Origin of the sequence: Pseudomonas sp. KCJK9000 (assembly GCF_046230725.1) — a bacterium.
GTDB lineage: Bacteria > Pseudomonadota > Gammaproteobacteria > Pseudomonadales > Pseudomonadaceae > Aquipseudomonas > Aquipseudomonas promysalinigenes.
In genome coordinates this window covers 1-18,420 of the sequence record NZ_JBJJLN010000032.1, presented here as the reverse complement: position 1 = coordinate 18,420, position 18,420 = coordinate 1, and the positions used below count along the sequence as shown (strand labels likewise).

At 62.7% G+C, this 18,420-nt stretch carries 15 protein-coding genes; 9 read left to right on the top strand and 6 right to left on the bottom strand.

Annotated elements, in window-relative coordinates; translation table 11 throughout:
- Positions 1-42: 42 nt before the first annotated feature.
- The 5 genes from ACK59H_RS15090 to gatC all read right to left on the bottom strand — a co-directional run bounded on the left by ACK59H_RS15090 (position 43) and on the right by gatC (position 4,891).
- Complete coding sequence (locus tag ACK59H_RS15090; protein ID WP_060478783.1) at positions 43-1,086, bottom strand: calcium/sodium antiporter; 1,044 nt, start codon at positions 1,084-1,086, stop codon at positions 43-45.
- 72 nt (positions 1,087-1,158) lie between these two features.
- Entirely contained in the window at positions 1,159-1,533 is a 375-nt protein-coding gene (locus tag ACK59H_RS15085) for a septal ring lytic transglycosylase RlpA family protein (RefSeq protein WP_060478780.1), read from the bottom strand.
- 146 nt (positions 1,534-1,679) lie between these two features.
- Positions 1,680-3,125, bottom strand: coding sequence for an Asp-tRNA(Asn)/Glu-tRNA(Gln) amidotransferase subunit GatB (gene gatB, locus ACK59H_RS15080; RefSeq protein WP_060478779.1), 1,446 nt, complete (start codon positions 3,123-3,125; stop codon positions 1,680-1,682).
- A gap of 11 nt (positions 3,126-3,136) precedes the next feature.
- Positions 3,137-4,588: an Asp-tRNA(Asn)/Glu-tRNA(Gln) amidotransferase subunit GatA gene (gene gatA / locus ACK59H_RS15075; protein ID WP_060478778.1), complete on the bottom strand. Its 1,452-nt coding sequence runs from the start codon at positions 4,586-4,588 to the stop codon at positions 3,137-3,139.
- Positions 4,589-4,603: 15 nt separating this feature from the next.
- A complete protein-coding gene (gatC, locus tag ACK59H_RS15070; protein ID WP_060478777.1) occupies positions 4,604-4,891 on the bottom strand; it encodes an Asp-tRNA(Asn)/Glu-tRNA(Gln) amidotransferase subunit GatC in 288 nt (95 codons plus the stop codon).
- A 205-nt stretch (positions 4,892-5,096) separates the two neighbouring features.
- Here gatC and mreB point away from each other — a divergent pair, with 205 nt between their 5' ends.
- From mreB to tldD, 8 genes are all read left to right on the top strand, one after another.
- A complete protein-coding gene (mreB, locus tag ACK59H_RS15065) occupies positions 5,097-6,134 on the top strand; it encodes a rod shape-determining protein MreB (protein WP_003255163.1) in 1,038 nt (345 codons plus the stop codon).
- A 211-nt stretch (positions 6,135-6,345) separates the two neighbouring features.
- Entirely contained in the window at positions 6,346-7,320 is a 975-nt protein-coding gene (gene mreC, locus ACK59H_RS15060; RefSeq protein ID WP_230849763.1) for a rod shape-determining protein MreC, read from the top strand.
- A complete protein-coding gene (gene mreD, locus ACK59H_RS15055) occupies positions 7,320-7,808 on the top strand; it encodes a rod shape-determining protein MreD (protein WP_060478776.1) in 489 nt (162 codons plus the stop codon). Before mreC ends, mreD begins: the two co-directional genes overlap by 1 nt.
- 32 nt (positions 7,809-7,840) lie before the next feature.
- Positions 7,841-8,452: a nucleoside triphosphate pyrophosphatase gene (locus ACK59H_RS15050; protein WP_060478775.1), complete on the top strand. Its 612-nt coding sequence runs from the start codon at positions 7,841-7,843 to the stop codon at positions 8,450-8,452.
- A gap of 54 nt (positions 8,453-8,506) precedes the next feature.
- The gene (rng, locus tag ACK59H_RS15045; RefSeq protein ID WP_060478774.1) at positions 8,507-9,964 is read left to right on the top strand and encodes a ribonuclease G; all 1,458 of its coding nucleotides are present in this window, start codon (positions 8,507-8,509) and stop codon (positions 9,962-9,964) included.
- 82 nt (positions 9,965-10,046) lie between these two features.
- Positions 10,047-13,862: a YhdP family protein gene (locus ACK59H_RS15040; protein ID WP_060478773.1), complete on the top strand. Its 3,816-nt coding sequence runs from the start codon at positions 10,047-10,049 to the stop codon at positions 13,860-13,862.
- 13 nt (positions 13,863-13,875) lie between these two features.
- Complete coding sequence (locus tag ACK59H_RS15035; RefSeq protein ID WP_060478772.1) at positions 13,876-14,727, top strand: carbon-nitrogen hydrolase family protein; 852 nt, start codon at positions 13,876-13,878, stop codon at positions 14,725-14,727.
- Positions 14,728-14,729: 2 nt separating this feature from the next.
- Positions 14,730-16,169, top strand: a complete 1,440-nt coding sequence (tldD, locus tag ACK59H_RS15030) for a metalloprotease TldD (RefSeq protein ID WP_060478771.1) — start codon at positions 14,730-14,732, stop codon at positions 16,167-16,169.
- Positions 16,170-16,279: 110 nt separating this feature from the next.
- On the opposite strand, the gene yjgA is transcribed toward tldD, so the two are convergent.
- Positions 16,280-16,801: a ribosome biogenesis factor YjgA gene (gene yjgA / locus ACK59H_RS15025; RefSeq protein WP_060478770.1), complete on the bottom strand. Its 522-nt coding sequence runs from the start codon at positions 16,799-16,801 to the stop codon at positions 16,280-16,282.
- A gap of 253 nt (positions 16,802-17,054) precedes the next feature.
- On the opposite strand from yjgA, the gene pmbA reads away from it, so the two are divergent.
- On the top strand, positions 17,055-18,401 hold the full coding sequence (pmbA, locus tag ACK59H_RS15020; RefSeq protein ID WP_060478769.1) for a metalloprotease PmbA: 1,347 nt from the start codon (positions 17,055-17,057) through the stop codon (positions 18,399-18,401).
- Positions 18,402-18,420: the final 19 nt, after the last annotated feature.

The following is an 18,420-nucleotide window of genomic DNA, read 5'->3' as shown; positions in this document are numbered from 1 at the left end:
GCCTGTGAGATCGAGCGCCGCCAACCCCAAATCATGCGCTCATCAATGCTGCCGCCGCCAGGCACGCAGGGTGGTGAACAACAGCACCACGGCAAGCACCGGCAGCACATAGAACAACATCAACCGCTCCAGCCGCCCGGCCAGTGGCATGCCCATGGTGAAAGCCGCCACATGTAGCCCATAGGCCAGGTACAGGCAAAGAAACACCAGCCCTTCGGCGCGGGTGATTCGATAACCGGAGTAGAACACCGGCAAGCTCAGTGCGGCGACGCCAAGCATCACCGGAAGGTCGAAGGCCAGTGCATTGGGCGAAATGGTCAGTGGCTCGGGGGTGGTCAGCGCGGTCAGGCCAAGTACCCCAAGCAGGTTGAACAGGTTGCTGCCGATCACCGTGCCTACCGCAATTTCCCGCTCACCTCGAATGGCGGCGATCAGCGCTGCGGCAAGTTCAGGCAGGGATGTACACACCGCGACCACGGTCAGGCCGATGATGCGCTCGGACAAGCCCAGATCGGTAGCCACTTCAATGGCCGACTCCAACAGCAGGTGGCCGGCCAGGCTCAACAGGCCAAAGCCCAACAGCACCTGGAGCAACGTCGCGGACCAGAAACGCCCGGCGCTGGCCGCCCCGGCATTCGGCGCAGGGTAGGTGCGGGCATAGTGGCGTGACTGGTGCCAAAGCATCGCCAGGTAGCCCGCCAGGCCAAGCAGCAACAATAAACCCTCGGCCCGGCCCAAGTGAGCATTGGCGCAAAGGGCATATACCAGCGCGCTGGCTGCGATCATCAGCGGGATATCCAGGCGCACCAACTGGCGTGACACCCGCAACGGGATGACCAGCGCGGCCAGCCCGAGGATGACCAGTACATTGAAGATATTGCTGCCAATCACGCTGCCCACGGCCACATCAGGAGCACCCTGGAAAGCAGCCTGCAGGCTTACCGTCAGCTGCGGAGCAGTGCTGCCGAAAGCGACCAGGCTCAGGCCGATGATCAATGGCCGCACGTGCAGGCGTTGCGCCAGGCGAAGTGCGGCGCGCACCATGAGCTCGGCTCCGCCGACCAGCAATAGCAGGGCAAGGCCCATTTGCAGCAGGCTGAAGGTGGGTAGGGTTGCGAGGTCGAAAATGGTCATGCTCCCGTCAAAGCGGTTGTCAGGTCAGTCGCTCAAACCTTGTACCCGCACGCGCGCCGTTCCGCTACGGAGCATGCCGATTTTTTCTGCTGCAGCACGTGACAGGTCGATCAAGCGGCTGCGGGTATGCGGGCCGCGGTCGTTGATGCGGACCACCACGCTGCGGTCATTGGCCAGGTTGGTGACCAGTACCCGGCTGCCGAATGCCAGGCTGCGGTGGGCAGCGGTCAGCCCGTGCTGGTTGAACGGTTCGCCGCTGGCGGTGCGTTTGCCGTGGTGGCGGGAGCCGTAATAGGACGCGGTGCCGGTTTCGTTGTAACCGCGGGGGTCGATGGCCTGACTGGCGCAGCCAGCCAGGAAGGAAAAAAGCGCCAAGCTGGCGAGGGATCGTTTAAGCAAGTGTGGTGCTCTCCCAGTGCGGCCATTGGCGGCTAGAGCCGTTCCTATAGAGAGGTGGGTGCTCGCGTGGGTAGCGGCAGCTCTGTAGGAACGGCTTTAGCCGCGAACGAGGGCTATGCCCTCGCACGGCTATAGGATTGAAATCGTCACCCTTCGAGCTTGGCCTTGAGCAGTTGGTTCACCTGCCCAGGGTTGGCCTTGCCCTTGGAAGCCTTCATCGCCTGGCCGACGAAGAAACCGAACATCTTGCCGCGTTTGGCCTCGTCGGCGGCGCGGTACTGTTCGACTTGTTCGGCATTGGCGGCGAGCACTTCGTCGAGCATCTTGTCGATTGCACCGGTGTCGGTAACCTGCTTGAGGCCTTTGCTTTCGATGATGCTATCGGCATCGCCTTCGCCGGCGGCCATGGCCTCGAACACGGTCTTGGCGATCTTGCCGCTGATGGTGTTGTCACGAATGCGCAGCAACATGCCGCCCAAGTGCGCGGCACTCACCGGGGCTTGGTCGATCTCGACCCCTAGTTTGTTCAGCAGGCTACCCAGTTCGACCATGACCCAGTTGGCGGCAAGCTTGGCATCCCCGCCAATACGCACCACTTCTTCGAAGTAGTCCGCCTGCTCGCGGCTCGAAGCCAGCACGTTGGCGTCATAGGCCGACAGGCCGTATTGGCTCTGGAAACGCTCGACCTTCTGCGTTGGCAGCTCAGGAAGGCCTGCGCGCACCGTTTCGAGGAAGCTGTCCTCGATTACCACCGGCAGCAAATCGGGATCGGGGAAGTAACGGTAGTCGTTGGCCTCCTCCTTGCTGCGCATGGAGCGGGTCTCGTCCTTGTTCGGGTCGTACAGGCGGGTTTCCTGCACCACCTTGCCGCCGTCCTCGATCAGGTCGATCTGGCGCTGGATCTCGCTGTTGATAGCGCGTTCGATGAAGCGGAACGAGTTGACGTTCTTGATCTCGCAGCGGGTGCCGAACTCGGTCTGGCCCTTGGGGCGGATCGATACGTTACAGTCGCAGCGCAGCGAGCCTTCGGCCATGTTGCCGTCACAGATGCCCAGGTAGCGTACCAGCGCGTGGATTGCCTTGACGTAAGCCACGGCCTCCTTGGCGCTACGCATGTCTGGCTCGGAGACGATTTCCAGCAGCGGCGTGCCGGCACGGTTGAGGTCGATGCCGGTGGAACCGCTGAAGTCCTCGTGCAGGCTCTTGCCGGCGTCTTCCTCCAGGTGCGCGCGGGTTACGCCGATACGCTTGATGGTGCCGTCTTCCAGGGCGATGTCCAGGTGGCCCTTGCCGACGATCGGCAGATCCATCTGGCTGATCTGGTAACCCTTGGGCAGGTCAGGGTAGAAGTAGTTCTTGCGCGCGAACACGTTGCGCTTGCCGATTTCGGCATCGATGGCCAGGCCGAACATGCAGGCCATGCGTACGGCCTCCTGGTTCAGCACTGGCAGCACGCCAGGCATGCCTAGATCAACCAGGCTGGCCTGGGTGTTCGGCTCGGAGCCGAAGGTGGTGGCGCTGCCGGAGAAGATCTTCGACTGGGTGGCCAGCTGGGTATGAATCTCCAGCCCGATCACAACTTCCCATTGCATGTGTGAATTCCTCAGAAGCCGTTAGGGGCGCGGGTGTGCCAGTCGGTGACTTGCTGGTAACGGTGCGCGACGTTGAGCAGGCGGCCTTCCTGGAAGTATGGGGCCAGCAGCTGTACGCCGACCGGCAGGCCATCGACGAAGCCGGCAGGCATCGACAGGCCTGGCAGGCCTGCCAGGTTGGCAGTGATGGTGTAGACGTCTTCCAGGTAGGCGGCGACAGGGTCGCTGCTCTTGGCGCCAAGCTTCCAAGCCGGGTTCGGCGTGGTCGGGCCTAGGATCAGGTCGACATCGTTGAACGCCGCCATGAAGTCGTTCTTGATCAGGCGACGGATCTGCTGTGCCTTGACGTAGTAGGCGTCGTAGTAGCCGGCCGAAAGGGCGTAGGTGCCGACCATGATGCGGCGCTGCACCTCGGCGCCGAAGCCTTCGCCACGAGAGCGCTTGTACAGGTCGGTCAGGTCCTTGGGGGCTTCACAGCGGTAGCCGAAGCGCACGCCATCGAAACGCGACAGGTTGGAGGAAGCTTCGGCGGGGGCGATCACGTAGTACGCCGCAATGGCATGCTGCATGTTGGGCAGGCTGATTTGCTTGACCACTGCGCCGAGCTTTTCCAGCTCCTTGACGCTGGCCTGGACCAGGTCGGCGATGCGTGGGTCGAGGCCGGCTGCGAAGTATTCCTTCGGCAGGCCGATGCGCAGCCCCTGCAGCGAGCCGTTGAGGCTGGCGCTGTAGTCAGGTACGGGCTCATCGATGCTGGTGGAGTCCTTGGCATCGAAGCCGGCCATGCCTTGCAGCAGCAGGGCGCAGTCTTCGGCAGTGCGCGCCAGCGGGCCACCCTGGTCGAGGCTGGAGGCGTAGGCGATCATGCCCCAGCGCGATACGCGACCGTACGTCGGTTTGAGGCCGGTAAGGTTGGTCAGCGCCGCCGGCTGGCGGATCGAACCGCCAGTGTCGGTACCGGTGGTGGCCGGCAGCAGGCGTGCAGCTACGGCCGCGGCCGAACCACCGGACGAGCCGCCAGGCACGTGCTCGAGGCTCCATGGGTTCTTCACCGCGCCGTAGTGGCTGGATTCGTTGGCCGAACCCATGGCGAACTCGTCCATGTTGGTCTTGCCCAGGGTGACCATGCCGGCATCGGCCAGCTTGGCTACCACCGTGGCATCGTACGGCGCCTTGAAGTTGTCGAGCATCTTCGAGCCGCAGCTGGTGCGCACGCCCAGGGTGCAGAACAGGTCCTTGTGGGCGATTGGGGCGCCGAGCAGGGCGCCGGTTTCGCCACCAGCGCGGCGGGCGTCTGCGGCACGTGCCTGGCCCAAGGCCAGTTCTTCGGTGACGCTGATGAAGCTGTTGATCTGTGGGTCGATCTGCTTGACGCGCGCCAGCAGGGCGCCGGTCAGCTCTTCGGAAGAAAACGACTTGTCGGCGAGTCCGCGGGCGATCTCGGCCAGGGTCAATTCATGCATGGCAGGCTCTATCCCTTACTCGATGACTTTGGGAACCAGGTACAGACCGCTTTCGGTCGAGGGTGCAATGGCCTGATAGGCATCGCGCTGATTGCTTTCGGTGACCTGGTCGGGACGCAGACGCTGGCTGGCCTCCAGGGGATGGGCCAGAGGTTCGATACCGTCGGTGTCGACCGCTTGCATCTGGTCGACCAGGCCGAGAATGCTGTTCAGGGCGTCAGTAATGCGTGGCAGTTCGCCGTCATTCAGGCCCAGGCGGGCCAGATGGGCGATCTTCTCCACGTCGCTGCGTTCAAGCGCCATGGTTGATCTCCAGGGGAAACAAAGAACCGAATCAGCTCGGCAGTGAGGAACATGTCAGCATTTTGGCGGTCCAACGGCCGCGATCATCTGCTGGCGTGCTCGGAAAAACAGCCAATTTAACATATTGGCTCCTTGCCCAAAATCCCTGCCATTGTTAGAGTTTGCCGCACTTTTTTACCCACGCTTTCCCCAGGGTCACTTTCCCATGTTCAAGAAACTGCGTGGCATGTTTTCCAGCGATCTTTCCATCGACCTGGGGACTGCCAACACCCTAATTTACGTGCGTGAGCGCGGTATCGTCCTGAATGAGCCCTCGGTTGTTGCCATCCGTACCCACGGCAACCAGAAAAGCGTCGTCGCCGTCGGTACCGAGGCCAAGCGCATGCTCGGTCGTACGCCAGGTAACATTGCTGCCATTCGTCCGATGAAAGACGGCGTCATTGCCGACTTCAGCGTCTGTGAAAAAATGCTGCAGTACTTCATCAACAAAGTGCACGAAAACAGCTTCCTGCAGCCCAGCCCTCGCGTGCTGATCTGCGTACCGTGCAAGTCGACCCAGGTAGAGCGCCGCGCCATTCGCGAGTCGGCCCTGGGTGCCGGTGCCCGTGAAGTGTTCCTGATCGAAGAACCCATGGCCGCTGCCATCGGCGCCGGCCTGCCAGTCGAAGAAGCTCGCGGCTCGATGGTCGTCGACATCGGTGGCGGTACCACCGAAATCGCCCTCATCTCGCTCAACGGTGTGGTGTATGCCGAATCCGTACGCGTTGGCGGCGACCGCTTCGACGAAGCCATCGTTACCTACGTGCGCCGCAACTACGGCAGCCTGATCGGCGAGTCCACCGCCGAGCGCATCAAGCAGGAAATCGGCACTGCCTACCCAGGCGGCGAAGTGCGCGAAGTCGACGTACGTGGCCGTAACCTGGCCGAGGGCGTACCGCGTGCCTTCACCCTGAATTCCAACGAAGTCCTCGAAGCGCTGCAGGAATCCCTGGCGACCATCGTCCAGGCGGTCAAGAGCGCTCTGGAGCAATCGCCGCCGGAGCTGGCCTCCGACATCGCCGAGCGCGGCCTGGTACTGACCGGTGGCGGTGCCCTGCTGCGTGACCTGGACAAGCTGTTGGCCCAGGAAACTGGCCTGCCGGTGATCGTTGCCGAAGACCCGCTGACCTGCGTGGCCCGTGGCGGTGGCCGCGCCCTGGAAATGATGGACAAGCACGCGATGGACTTGCTCTCCAGCGAGTGATCCGCGTAGCCATCGAGCGCCCGGTTTACAGGTAGCACGCACAGTGCTACCTGTATGCGCTGGGCTGGCGTCCGTCCGGGCGTCGTTTCCGTCAACCCGCAACCAGGCTGGTGCGTTGTCCCGATGTCCAATGACCTCCTGAGTCGTCCACGAGGAACGGCCCATTAAACCGCTTTTCTCCAAGGGCCCTTCGCTGGGCGTTCGCCTGCTGGTGCTGGTGGTGCTGTCGGTCGCGTTGATGGTTGTCGACGCGCGTTTCGACGTGCTCAAGCCTGTGCGCAGCCAGATGGGCCTGGTGCTGATGGAATCGTACTGGATCACTGACCTGCCGCAGCGCATGTGGCAAGGCGTGGCCGGCCAGTTCGGCAGCCGTACGGAGCTGATCGCCGAAAACGAAAAACTCAAGACCGAAGCCCTGTTGCTGCAGGGGCGCCTGCAGAAACTGGCGGCCCTGACCGAGCAGAACGTGCGCCTGCGTGAGCTGCTCAACTCTTCGGCGCTGGTTAACGAGAAGGTCGAGGTGGCCGAGTTGATCGGCGTCGATCCCAACCCGTTCACCCACCGCATCCTGATCAACAAGGGTGAGCGCGATGGCGTGTTCCTTGGCCAGCCGGTGCTCGATGCCCGCGGCCTGATGGGCCAGGTCGTCGAGCTGATGCCTTACACGTCACGGGTGTTGCTGTTGACCGATACGACCCACAGCATTCCGGTGCAGGTCAACCGCAATGGGCTGCGCGCCATCGCTAGCGGCACGGGCAACCCGGAGCGTCTGGAACTGCGCCATGTTGCCGATACCGCTGACATCAAGGAAGGCGACCTGCTGGTCAGCTCCGGCATGGGCCAACGTTTCCCGGCCGGTTACCCGGTGGCCACGGTCAATGAGGTGATTCACGACTCCGGCCAGCCGTTTGCAATCGTACGCGCCATTCCGACTGCCGCCCTAAACCGCAGCCGCTACATGCTGCTGGTGTTCAGCGACCGTCGCACGCCGGAGCAGCGCGCCACTGACGCCGCCATTGCCCAAGAGGAAGCCGATCGCAAAGGCGCAGCGCAGCCGGCCACTGCTGCCGAACCTGCGTCCACTGCTGCACCTGCCGCTACAGGGCAGGCACCTGCCACGCCTGCAGCCGCGCCGACCAGTCCCGCTGCAGCTCCAGCGGCACCTGCGCAACCTCGGAGGCAATAATGGCCAAGTCGCGCCGAAATCACGCTTGGGTCATTTGGCTGACATTCGCCATCGGGCTGTTGCTCAGCGTGTCGCCGATGCCTCAGTTTCTCGAAGTGTTCCGCCCCATGTGGCTGGCGATGCTGGTGTCCTTCTGGACCTTAAACGTGCCCAATAGAGTGGGCATGACCACTGCCTTCGTGCTGGGGCTGGCCGAGGATGTCCTGTACGGAACCTTGCTCGGCCAGAACGCGCTGATCCTCACCCTCATCACCTTCCTGGTGCTTTCCTTGCAGCAGCGCTTGCGCATGTTCCCGCTTTGGCAGCAGAGCTTGGTGGTGCTGGTGATCTTCGGTATTGCTCAGCTGGTCCAACTTTGGCTCAGCGCGCTGACCGGCAACCGCCTGCCAACCCTGGCGCTGGTCTGGTCAGCGGTGATCAGTGCCTTGCTCTGGCCGTGGATCAGCTTCGCCCTGCGCGACCTGCGCAGACGCCTGCACATTCACTGACGGCGCTGCCACCACTGACAGGGAGATGTCTCATGAAACCACTCTACCTCGCCTCTGGCTCGCCACGCAGACGTGAATTGCTCGCGCAGATCGGCGTGCCGTTCGCCGTCGTCAGCGCTCCGATCGATGAAACCCCACTGCCCGGTGAAGGCGCTGACGCTTACGTCGAGCGACTGGCCGTGGCCAAGGCTCAGGCCGGCCTGGCGGCCCTGCAAGGCCCTGGCGTGGTGCTTGGTGCCGATACGGCGGTGGTGCTCGACGGCCGCATCATGGGCAAGCCCGAGAACCGCGAACACGCGTTGGCTATGCTGCGCGAGCTGGGCGGCAAAGCCCATCAGGTACTTACGGCAGTGGCAGTGTGCGATGGGCAGCGCTGCGAAAGTGTGCGCGTCAGCAGCACCGTACATTTTCGCGCCATCGATGCTGCTCAGGCCGAGCGCTACTGGGCCACGGGCGAGCCGGCGGACAAGGCCGGCGGCTATGCCATCCAAGGCCTGGGTGCGGTATTCGTAACCGGCCTCCAAGGCAGTTATTCGGCAGTGGTTGGCCTGCCGTTGTGCGAAACGGCCGAGATCCTCGCCGAGTTCGGCATCGCCTGCTGGCAGGAAGCGGCGCTTTTGCCTGAGGTAACAAACCAACGGTAGCCAGGCTGTCACGCGCGATCCATCATTACCGAAGACCTTTGACGAGAGCCTGCCATGAGTGAAGAGATCCTGATCAACATCACCCCGATGGAATCGCGTGTGGCGGTGGTGGAAAACGGGGTGCTGCAGGAAGTGCACGTCGAGCGCACCCAGCGCCGCGGCATCGTTGGCAATATCTACAAAGGCAAGGTGGTGCGGGTGCTGCCGGGTATGCAGGCAGCCTTCGTCGACATTGGGCTTGAACGCGCAGCGTTCATCCATGCCTCGGAGATTTCTCAGCGCGAAGGCTCGGCGGTGGAGAACATCACGGCCCTGGTCCACGAGGGCCAGGCGCTGGTGGTGCAGGTGACCAAAGACCCAATCGGCACCAAGGGCGCACGCCTGACCACGCAGCTGTCGATCCCCTCTCGTTACCTGGTGTACATGCCGCGCAGCAGCCACGTCGGTATTTCCCTGAAGATCGAAGACGAAGCAGAGCGCGAGCGCCTCAAGCAAGTGGTCAGCGATTGCATGGTCAGCGAGAACATCAAGGACGCCGGGGGCTTCATTCTGCGCACCGCTGCCGAAGGGGCCCGCTCTGAAGAAATCCTCCAGGACATCCGCTACCTGCGCCGTCTCTGGGAACAGATCGGCAGCCAGATCAAAACCTGCGGTGCGCCGACTGTCATCTACGAAGACCTGGGCCTTGCTCTGCGCACGCTACGCGATCTGGTCAACCCGAAGATCGAAAAAATCCGTATCGACTCGCGGGAAACCTTCCAGAAAACCACGCAGTTCGTCATCGAGCTGATGCCGGAAATTGCTGATCGTCTGGAGCACTATCCAGGGGAGCGGCCGATTTTCGACCTGTATGGGGTCGAAGACGAAATTCAGCGCGCCCTGGAGCGCAAGGTGCCGCTCAAGTCCGGTGGCTACCTGGTGGTCGACCCCGCCGAAGCGATGACCACCATCGATGTCAACACCGGGGCATTCGTCGGCCATCGCAACCTCGAAGAAACCATCTTCAAGACCAACCTCGAAGCTGCCACGGCCATTGCCCGGCAACTGCGGCTGCGCAACATCGGCGGGATCATCATCATCGACTTCATCGACATGGAAGACGAAGAACATCAGCGCCAGGTGTTGCGCACCCTGGAAAAACAGCTCGAACGCGATCATGCCAAAACCAACATCATCGGCATCACCGAACTGGGCCTGGTGCAGATGACGCGCAAGCGCACCCGCGAAAGCCTCGAGCAGGTATTGTGCGAGCCCTGCATCGCCTGTCACGGCCGTGGGAAACTGAAAACCCCTGAAACCATCTGCTACGAGATCTTCCGCGAAATACTTCGCGAAGCCCGTGCCTATCAGGCTGAAGGCTATCGGGTGCTGGCCAACCAGAAGGTGGTAGATCGCCTACTGGACGAGGAGTCGGGCAACGTTGCCGAACTTGAGACCTTCATCGGTCGAACCATTCGCTTCCAGGTCGAGTCGATGTATTCGCAGGAACAATACGACGTGGTGCTGCTCTGAGGCGTTTCATTACCTGCCGCATAGGGCGCTGGCTGGCAAAGTCGGCACGTCGGGCCATCATGGATAAACGACCTGGAGGGCCATGGCCATGGGACGTCTGAACCGCGTTCTGCTTGCCTTGACCCGTTGGGGTCTAGGCCTATGTGCTCTGCTCGCCGTGTTGGTAGCGCTGTATGTCAGCCTCGGCCGTGTACTGGTGCCGCTGGTGGCCGAGTACCGCGCAGACGTTCAGCACAAGGCTGAACAGGCGCTGGAATTGCCTGTGCATGTGGGGGCTCTGGAAGGGCGTTGGAGTGGCCTGTCGCCGGTGCTACGGGTGCGTGACCTGCAACTGGGGGAAGGCGCTTCAGCCCTGCGGCTCGATGATGTGAAGGTGGTGCCCGACCTTTGGGCCAGCCTGGTTGCCCGTGAAGTGCGCCTGGCGCGCATCGAGCTGGGTGGCTTGCAATTGATCCTGCGCGAAGACGAGCAGGGTAATTGGGCGATGGAAGGGCTGCCGAAAAAGGACGACGCGCCGCTCGATCCTGCCCAGATGCTGCAGCGCCTGCGCCAATTGGGCCGTATCGATGTATTCGACAGCCAGGTCACGCTGCAGCCCTGGCAGCGGGACCCATTGACCCTCACCTATGTCAGCCTCGGTTTGCAGGCCGGCACATCTCGTCAGGCCCTGGACTTGCGCGCTACTTTGCCCGACGGCCAGCCGCTGGCGCTCTACCTGCGCAGCCGGGCCACCGCCGAGGCCTGGCGCGACGGCGATGCCAAGGCCTATTTGAGCTTGCCGCAAAGTGACTGGGCGCGCTGGCTGCCGCCGCGGCTGCTGGGCCAGTGGCGGGCCGAAGCGTTGAAGGCCGGAGGCGAGTTTTGGGTCGATTGGGGGCAGGGCCAGCTGCAGCAGGCCGTCGTTCGCCTGAATGCGCCAAACCTGGGCGGTGCCTATGCTGACCGCAAGGCGGTGGCGTTGGATGATCTTGCCTTGTCCGCCTGGTTCCAGCGTCGCGACCAGGGTTTTGATGTGGTGGTCGACTCACTTGCCGCGAGCATCGGCAAGACACGTTGGGAGTCGCATCTGCAAGTGAATCAGCGCCCAGGCGATGACCCGGCGGGTGAAACCTGGCAGGTGCAGGCAGACCGCTTGGACCTTACGCCTCTGACCCCATTGGTGCAGGCACTGGCACCCTTGCCAGACAAGCTCATGGAGGTGCTCGAAGCACTCCAGGTAAAAGGTGCACTGCGCAACGTGCGCCTGGACGTGCGGCCGAAGGCTGAGGGCAACCAGCGCCTGCAGTTCGCCGCCAACCTAGAGCAGGTAGGGTTCGATGCCTATCACGGCGCCCCAGCGGCCGGGAACGTCAGTGGCAGCATCAGCGGTGACCTTGGCCATGGCGAACTACGCCTGGACACCGACGCGTTCATGCTGCATCTGTATCCGATCTTCGCCAAACCCTGGCATTACCAAAAAGCCAATGCACGCCTGACCTGGGCCCTCGACCAGCATGGCTTCACCCTGGTCGCGCCCTACCTCAAGGTATTGGGAGAAGAGGGTAAGATCGCCGGCGACTTTCTGATCCGCCTGCTGTTCGACCCAGGCACTGAAAGTTACATGGACCTGCGGGTGGGGCTAACCGACGGTGATGGCCGCTACACTGCCAAATACCTGCCCGAGGTGCTGAGCCCGGCGCTGGATGAATGGCTGCGCAGCGCTATCGTCAAAGGCGATGTTGATCAAGGCTATTTCCAGTACCAAGGTTCGCTGAACCATGGCGCCTCACCTGAGGCTCGCAGCATCAGCCTGTTCTTCAAGGTTCACGATGCAGTGCTGGACTTCCAGCCGGGCTGGCCGCAGGTGCAGCAAGTGGACGGCGATGTGCTGATCGAGGACAGCGGTGTGCGTATCAAGGCCAGCAAGGGCCTGCTGCTCGATACTGCGGTCACCGACGTCAATGTGAATATCCCTCACGTCGATGAGGGCCAGCACAGTCACCTGTATCTGGACGGGGGGTTCGACGGCAGCCTCGGTGATGGCTTGAAGATCCTCAAGGAAACACCGATCGGTACAGGCGACATCTTCGCGGCCTGGGAGGGGGAGGGGCCGCTCAAGGGCAAGGTCAAGCTCGACATTCCGTTGGCCCATGGCGAGCGTCCTAAAGTGCTGGTCGACTTCGCCACTAGCGATGCAAAGCTTAAAGTTGCCCCGCCTAGCCTGGACCTTACACGCCTGAAGGGGGATTTCAGCTTTGACCTCGACAAGGGGCTCAGTGGCAAGAACATCAGCCTGCAAGTGTTCGGCAAACCGGCCACCGCGCAGATCAGCGCCCTGGGCGAGCCCGGGCAGATGCAGACACGCATCGATGCCAGCGGTCAGGCTCCGCTCAAGGCCCTCACCGATTGGCTGCAGTTCACCCAGGCCTTGCCCGCGTCGGGTGATATACCCTACCAGTTGCAGCTTAACTTGGGCAGCCGTGATAACAGCCTGAATGTCAGTTCTTCACTCAAAGGTCTGGCCATCGACTTGCCGGCGCCGTTCGGCAAGGCGGCGGCTGAAACTCGTGATAGCCAGTTCAGCATGACCCTGCAAGGGCCGGAGCGACGCTTCAATGCGGCGTACACCGACCTTGCCCGCTTCGCCTATGCCGCCCCTGCAGACAAACTGGCCCAAGGGCGCGGCGAACTGCTGCTGGGCGCGGGCCAGGCGCAATTACCGTCAGGTCAGGGGCTGCGCGTCAGAGGGCGGCTGGACAGCCTCGATCTTGAGCCCTGGCAGGAACAGGCCGCACGCTTTGCCGGTGATGACCCAGGCGGTAGTGCCCGGCAGACCCTGCAGAGCGTTGACCTGAGCATTGGCCAGCTCAAGGGCTTCGGCATGAGCCTGAATCAAGCCGTGGTGCGCTTGGCCCGTGGTGGCCCGGCATGGGACCTGCGCCTGGACAGCAGGGAGGTCATCGGTAACGCCCGGGTGCCCGATGCCAAGGCTGCGCCAATGACCATACGGCTACAAACCCTGCGCCTGCCGCCTGCCGACCCTGCCGATGCGCAAGCCGAAGAGGGCCCCGATCCGTTGGCCTCCTTCGACCCGCGCAAAGTGCCGGCACTGGACTTGACCATCGATAGGCTGTACCGAGGCGATGATCTGTTTGGCAGTGCCGCAGTGAAGCTGCGCCCCACGGCAAACGGTGTATCCGCGCAGGACATCAACTTGAACGTCAAAGGTCTGCACGTCGATGGCTCAGGCGGCTGGGAGGGGCCAGTAGGGGGCACCAACAGCTGGTACAAAGGTCGCCTGTATGGCAAGAACCTCGCCGACGTGCTCAAGGCCTGGGGCTTCGCGCCCACCGTGACCAGCCGTGATTTCCGTCTGGACGTGGACGGGCGCTGGCCTGGGTCGCCGGCCTGGGTTGGCCTCAAGCGGTTCTCTGGCAGCATGGATGCAGCCTTGCGCAGCGGCCAGTTCGTCGAGGTGGAAGGTGGTGCCCAGGCCCTGCGGGTGTTTGGGCTGCTCAACTTCGATGCCATTGGTCGCAGGCTGCGCCTGGATTTTTCGGACCTGTTCGAAAAGGGCTTGGCCTACGACCGGGTCAAAGGTCTGCTGGCGGCCAGCAATGGCGTCTACGTCACCCGTGAGCCCATCTCGGTGACCGGCCCGTCGAGCAACTTCGAGCTTGAAGGTACCCTGGACCTGGTCCGCGATCGGGTCGCTGCCAACGTGCAGGTGTCGCTGCCGGTTACCAACAACCTGCCCTTGGCCGCGCTGATCGTTGGCGCCCCCGCCGTCGGTGGTGCGCTGTTCCTGGTCGACCGCTTGATCGGCGACCGGGTATCGCGTTTCGCAAGCGTGCACTATCGCGTCGAGGGGCCGGTAAAAGAGCCTAAAATCACCTTTGTGAAACCGTTCAACAAATAACTTGGGAGCGCCCATGAAGGCAGCGGTCATCCAGATGGTCAGCCAGGACGATGTGCTGGCCAATTTGCAGCGTGCCGGGGCTCTGCTCGAGCAGGCGGCGCTGGGTGGTGCGAAGCTTGCGGTACTGCCGGAGAACTTCGCGGCGATGGGGCGCAAAGATGCCGCCGCCATCGGCCGCGCCGAGGCGTTGGGCGATGGGCCGATTCTGCCATGGTTGAAACGCACTGCTCGCGACCTCAGATTATGGGTTGTTGCAGGTACTTTGCCGCTGCCGCCACAAGGGCAACCACAAGCCAAGGCCCATGCCTGCTCGCTGCTTGTCGACGAACACGGCCAAGTGGTTGCGCGTTATGACAAGCTGCACCTGTTCGATGTGGACGTTGCCGACAACCGTGGTCGTTACCGCGAGTCCGATGACTATGCCCATGGAGCCAGTGTGGTAGTGGCGGATACGCCAGTGGGCCGATTGGGCTTGAGCGTTTGCTACGATCTGCGCTTTCCCGAGCTGTACAGCGCTTTGCGCAGTGCGGGCGCGGAGCTGATCACGGCACCGGCAGCCTTCACAGCGGTCACGGGCGCTGCACATTGGGACGTGCTGATTCGTGCCCGAGCCATCGAAACCCAGTGCTATGTGCTGGCGGCGGCTCAGGGCGGTACCCATCCAGGCCCGCGGGAAACCCACGGGCATGCGGCGATCATCGACCCTTGGGGGCGGATCGTTGCCCAACAGGCGCAAGGCGAAGCCGTATTGCTTGCCGAGCGCGACACTGATGAACAGGCGTCCATCCGGGCGCGCATGCCGGTCACCATGCACCGGCGCTTTTTCTCGCAGGACGCCTTGCGGCCTGCGCACACCGCGGAGTGACTATGAGCCAGATGTTATCCACCGTCAGCGAGCAGCTCCTGGCCCCGGGCGGACTTACCCTCGATAGCCTGCAGAGCGTGCTGGGCGAGTTGGCCGGCCCCGGCATCGATGCCGCCGACCTGTACTTCCAGGGCCAGATCTCGGAAACCTGGGCGCTGGAGGACGGCATCGTCAAAGAGGGCAGCTTCAACCTCGACCAGGGCGTTGGGGTGCGTGCCCAGTCTGGTGAGAAGACTGGCTTCGCCTATAGCAATGCCATCAACCTCGAGGCACTGAACTCGGCGGCCCGCGCCGCTCGCTCGATTTCCCGCGCAGGCCAGAGCGGCCAGGTACAGGCCTTCAAAAGCCGGGACGTCACGGCGCTGTATGCCCCTGACAACCCTTTGGATGTACTCAGCCGTGCCGAAAAGGTCGAGCTGCTAAAGCGCGTCGATGCTGCCACGCGCGCCCTCGACCCGCGGATCCAGCAGGTCAGCGTGAGCATGGCCGGGGTCTGGGAGCGCATCCTGATCGCCGCTGCCGACGGCAGCCTGGCCGCCGACGTGCGTCCGCTGGTGCGCTTCAACGTCAGTGTCATCGTCGAACAAAATGGCCGCCGTGAGCGTGGCGGGCAGGGTGGTGGCGGGCGTACCGACTATCGCTTCTTCACTCAAGAGCGCGTCATGGGCTACGCCCGCGAGGCGTTGCGTCAGGCGCTGGTGAACCTTGAGGCCATTCCGGCCCCGGCAGGCACATTACCGGTGGTACTGGGCTCGGGTTGGTCGGGTGTGCTGCTGCACGAAGCGGTCGGCCATGGCCTGGAGGGGGATTTCAACCGCAAGGGGAGCTCGGCATTCAGCGGCCGGATCGGCGAGAAAGTCGCCTCCAGCCTGTGCACAATCGTCGATGACGGCACCCTGGAAGGCCGCCGCGGCTCGCTGAGCGTTGATGACGAAGGTACCCCCACCGAGTGCACAACGCTGATCGAGAACGGCATCCTCAAAGGCTACATGCAAGACAAGCTCAATGCGCGTCTGATGGGCATGGCAGTCACTGGCAACGGCCGGCGCGAGTCCTACGCGCACCTGCCGATGCCGCGCATGACTAACACCTACATGCTGGGCGGTGAGAGTGACCCCCAGGAAATCATCGCCTCGGTGAAGAAAGGTATTTACTGCGCCAACCTCGGCGGCGGCCAAGTCGACATCACTAGCGGCAAGTTCGTGTTCTCGACCAGCGAAGCCTACCTGATCGAAGACGGCAAGATCACCGCGCCGGTCAAAGGCGCCACCCTGATCGGCAACGGGCCTGAAGCCATGAGCCGGGTATCGATGGTTGGTAATGATCTGGCACTGGACAGCGGTGTGGGGACCTGTGGCAAGGATGGGCAGTCGGTGCCGGTAGGCGTCGGGCAGCCGACCTTGAAGCTTGATGCCATAACCGTGGGCGGTACTGGCGCTTGATGGCATTGGGCGCCAATGTGGCCGCGGCCTTGCCTCGCGAAGCCGGCAGTGCGGTGCTGGCTGCCGGTGTTCGCAGGGCGAGCCCGCTCCCACAGGCACCCGCTAAAGATTCAGCGCAGACCGCGTTGCAGTTCGTCGAGGTCGCGAATGTATTTGAATACCTTGCGCGCAGCCGCAGGCGGCTTGTTCCGAGCTTTTTCGTGCTGGGCATGACGGATCAGCGAGCGCAGCTGTTGGCGGTCGGTTTCCGGGTATTCGTTGACGAACCGTTCAAGGTCGTCATCGTTACCGTCAATCAGCCGGTCGCGCCAGCGTTCGAGGCTGTGGAAGCGCTCGTTGTACTGACGGGTCGAGCTGTCCATCTGTTCGAGCACGGCATGGATGGCATCAAGGTCCTGCACACGCATCAGCTTGCCGACGAACGACATGTGGCGTTTGCGGGCTCCGTGGGCGGTGTGCTTGCTGGCGTCGGCCAGGGCTTTTCGCAGTTCGTCGGTCAGCGGCAGGCGTGCCAGGGTATCGGCCTTGAGCGTAGTCAGGCGCTCGCCGAGCTCGACCAACGCATGCAGCTCGCGCTTGATCTGGGTTTTGCTTTTTTCGCCGTCGAAGGCGTCGTCGTATGAATCAACCATGGGGGGCAGTCCGCTTGGGTTTTTGAGAAAAGTCGCCGAGCGGCGAGCAGGCAAGGCGAAACAGGCGAGGTAGCGGAGTTTACAGATTGTAAATGAGCATTCCGAGCCGGCTTTCAACGCAGCATGTTCGTCGCGCAGGCACTTTTCGTACTAAGCCTGAAATTTGCCGCCATGATAACCAGATGGGGGCCGCTTGTCCGGCCCGGTCGTAGAATGACCCGTAGCCATGCGCAGAATTTGAGTGGAGAAAACCATGAGTGCAGTCCAAAGCGTAGGCCCAAAGGACCTGCCAGCGTTGCAGGAGCAGGTCGAAGCGATCATTGCAGAAGCACGCAAGCAAGGCGCCAGTGCCTGTGAAGTGGCGGTGTCGCTGGAGCAAGGCTTGTCGACCACGGTGCGTCAACGCGAGGTCGAAACGGTCGAATTCAACCGCGACCAAGGCTTTGGCATCACCCTGTATGTGGGCCAGCGCAAAGGCTCGGCCAGCACCTCTGCCAGTGGTCCGGAAGCGGTTCGAGAAACCGTCGCTGCTGCCTTGGCGATCGCCAAGCACACCTCCGAGGACGAGTGCTCGGGCTTGGCTGATGCAGCGCTGATGGCTCGTGACATTCCCGATCTGGACCTTTACCACGACTGGGGCATCGAGCCAGAAAAAGCCATCGAAATGGCGCTGACCTGCGAAGCTGCGGCGTTCGACGCCGACCCGCGTATCCTCAACGCCGATGGCACCACCTTGAACACCCACCAAGGGTGCCGCGTGTATGGCAACAGCCACGGCTTCATCGGCGGCTACGCCTCGACCCGGCACAGCCTGAGTTGCGTGATGATCGCCGAGGGTGAGGGCCAGATGCAGCGTGACTACTGGTATGACGTGAACCGTCAAGGCAACCTGCTGGCCGACCCGCGCAGCATTGGCATTCGGGCTGCCCAGCGTGCCGCCAGCCGCCTGGGTGCACGCCCGGTAGCGACCTGCGAAGTGCCGGTGCTCTTTTCTGCCGAGCTGGCCGGGGGCCTGTTCGGCAGTTTCCTCTCGGCCATTTCTGGAGGCAACCTGTATCGCAAGTCGTCGTTCCTCGACGGGGCAATCGGCCAACGCCTGTTCCCATCCTGGCTGACCCTCGACGAACGCCCGCATATTCCGCGTGCGCTGGGCAGCGCCGCATTCGATGCAGACGGCCTGGCGACCTACGCCAAACCGTTCGTAGACAACGGCGAATTGGTGTCCTACCTGCTGGGTACCTACTCCGGTCGTAAGCTGGGCCTGCCGAGCACCGCTAACGCAGGGGGGGTGCATAACCTGTATGTCACCCATGGCGTCGAGGACCAGGCAGCGCTGATCCGGCGCATGGGCCGTGGCCTGCTGGTTACCGAGCTGATGGGGCATGGTCTGAATATGGTGACGGGCGATTATTCCCGCGGTGCAGCAGGCTACTGGGTCGAGAACGGTGAGATCCAGCATGCGGTGCAGGAGGTGACCATCGCTGGCAATATGAAAGACATGTTCCAGCAAATTGTCGCGATTGGTTGCGATCTGGAAACTCGCAGCAATATTCACACCGGCTCGGTATTGATCGAACGGATGACCGTTGCTGGCAGCTGAAATCACCTAGGAAAATCAG